The organism is Mesorhizobium sp. M7A.F.Ca.CA.004.12.1.1 (assembly GCF_003997835.1).
Lineage (GTDB): Bacteria > Pseudomonadota > Alphaproteobacteria > Rhizobiales > Rhizobiaceae > Mesorhizobium.
This window is the reverse complement of record NZ_RZRK01000825.1, coordinates 1-2,656: the sequence shown is the minus strand read 5'-3', so window position 1 is coordinate 2,656 and position 2,656 is coordinate 1. Positions and strand designations below refer to the sequence as shown.

At 62.0% G+C, this 2,656-nt stretch carries 1 protein-coding gene and 1 pseudogene; one reads left to right on the top strand and one right to left on the bottom strand.

Translation table 11 applies throughout. The annotated features are described in order from the left end of the window. Positions 1 to 1,247 (top strand): annotated as a pseudogene (locus tag EN984_RS30245) (AsmA-like C-terminal region-containing protein); the annotation flags it as partial. Positions 1,248 to 1,328: 81 nt separating this feature from the next. Here the strand turns inward: EN984_RS30245 and EN984_RS30240 are convergent. Further along, the coding region (locus tag EN984_RS30240; protein WP_206517519.1) for a hypothetical protein at positions 1,329 to 2,656 on the bottom strand (1,328 nt) is incomplete at its 5' end.

The window sequence follows — 2,656 nt, the reverse complement described above, 5'->3', positions numbered from 1 at the left end:
CTCTGGTGCTTGACGACAAGATCCGCGCCGCCGCCATGCCCGGCCTGAAGCCGCTGCTTGCCGGAACGGTGAAGGTGGCGATCGACAAGAACGGCGGCGGCGACCAGAACGTCTCGGCCGATCTGACCAACGCCAGGCTGGACATTCCCTGGGCCGGCTGGGGCAAGGGGGCAGGGGTTCCTGCCAATGTCACCTTCGTCATGACCAAGTCCGGCGACACCACGACGCTGTCCGATTTCGACCTTGACGGAAAGACGTTCTCCGTCGACGGCAGCATCGTGCTGGTCAATGGCGCCTTGTCGTCGGCGCGGTTCAGCAAGGTCACCTTGAACAGGGGCGACGACGTTGCCGTGTCGGTGAAGCGGTCCGGCAAGGGCTATGCGGTCGAGATATCGGGCAACGCGCTCGATGCCCGCTCGCTGATCAAGCAGTTCACCTCGGACGTCGACACGGCTACCAAGACCACCGGTTCCGATGCCATTTCCGTCAGCGCCGATGTCGACCGGCTGACCGGTTTCCACGACGAGCAATTGTCCAATCTGAAGCTCGACTACAGTGCTGCCGGTTCGCGGGTGAACGGGCTGAAGGTCAGCGCCACGGCAAGTTCGGGCGCCGCCATATCGATCAGCAACACCACCGGCGCCGGCCGGCGCGCGCTCAACATGCAGTCCGCGGACGCCGGCGCCATCCTGAGATTCCTCAATATCTACGAGCATATGGAAGGCGGAACGATCACCCTGGCGCTTGCGGGGCCGAGCGACGGATCGCTGAGGGGCAAGGTCGACACCAGCAACTTTTTCGTGGTCAACGAACCGAAATTGGCCTCCATCGTCTCGACCACGCCGGCCGGCGACAACCGCAGCCTCAATCAGGCGGTCAAAGGCAAGCTGGATACGTCGCGGGTGAAGTTCGAACGCGGTTACGCCGAGATCGACAAGGGCAGCGGCTATCTGAAACTGGCCAATGGCGTGCTGCGCGGACCGCGCATCGGCACGACGTTCCAGGGCACGCTCTACGACCAGGACAACAACATGGACATGACCGGCACATTCATGCCGGTCTATGGCCTCAATCGCATCTTCGGCGAATTGCCCATCGTTGGCGCGCTGCTCGGCAATGGCCGTGACCGTGGCCTGATCGGCGTCACCTACCGGCTCAAAGGCAATGCCAACAAGCCGCTGCTGGACATCAATCCGCTGTCGGTGATCGCGCCCGGAATATTCAGGTCGATTTTTGAGTATAGGTGAGTGGCGCGGATCATGGTCGCCGCGCGCAAAGTGTCAAATCAACCGGTCCGTCGCTTCGGCACCGCAAGGCGGCGGGGATGGTCAGTTGATTGCCTGTTGGAAGTTGCTTGAGCCGGAATTAGCCGAGTACAGGATACCGTTCTTGCCGAGCCAGTATGTGCCGCTGGCAACGTTCTCCCAGTAGAAACCCGTAGTGCCGACGCCGATGGTCGTTCCGCCGACAAACCCTTCGAAGGCGCTCGCCGATGACGAATATTGGTATTGGCCAAGATTGTTGTACACGGCGGCGTTGCCGACGCTGTCGAACCTGACATATCCGAGATCGTCGGAGCCGTTGCCGTATCTGTTGTAGTGAGGATCGTCCGCAAGGGTGATCCGGTTTCCGTTCGCCATGAAGAACGTGCATCCGGGCGTTGGCTCGACACTCTGGCATGGCACGTCGAACACAGTCTTGAACGGGGAATTGATCTCGGTGGAAACCGCCGCGCGGGCCGTCTTGGGAACGCCCGGCATCGTCATTTCAGCATATTGCATCTGGCGGTCGAGGCGGTTGATGAGGCCACCGCTTTCCTGCGAAGCGTGCGGTCCAAAATCCATCGACAGTTTCGCGCCCAGATAGGCGCCTTGCGTCATCCCGTCACGATAGCCGGCGTAGACGCTTGCCGTCATGTCGTTGTCGAAGGCATAGCCCAATCCGATCTGCGCGCCCGCGCCGAAATTGGGCGAGGTCCAGGCCGTTCCCTCGATCGAGGTCTTGCCGAACGCCTTGCTGAAATCAACCTTTGCGAACAGCCCGTCATCGCCATTGTCGATGGCACGCTCGTAGCCGATCCTGGCGCCTAATCTCAGGGTCGGATCGAGATAGGTTTCGAAGCCGGGCGCAACCCGAACGCCGCTCGCGCCGTCGAAGCGCGTCTTCGCGAAGGGCTCGTCAATCAAAATGGCGGACGGGCTGTTCCAGCCATCGACACCGAGAGAAACCGTGGTCGCCGCGCTCAGGCGCAGGTCGAGCGAGCTGGCAAGGCTCCAGGTTTCGACACTCTTGTCTGTCGTCAGGCCGAACAGCTGATCGGCATCCTCGCGGACGAATTGTCCGGTAACCTGCACGGCGAGCAGTTCGCCCAGGTTCGCCGCACCGCCAACCATCAGCCGCGCGACGCCGTTTCCCTTCTCCGCGGCCATGCCGAAGGCTACCGGAAGGTCGGAGAATGCAGCGACGATCCTGGCATTCAGCCGCTGCTGGTTGTCGTCTTCCGAAACCTGCCCGTTTACGACCAGGCGGACCGATTTCTGCGAGGGCTCCGGCGTTTGCTCCTGAGCGCCGGTCGGGAAGGCTCCCGCGATCCAGGCCACGGCCGCCGCCATCATCTTGCCTGTTCTCATTTTCGTCCCCAAGCCTGCGTCGGGCT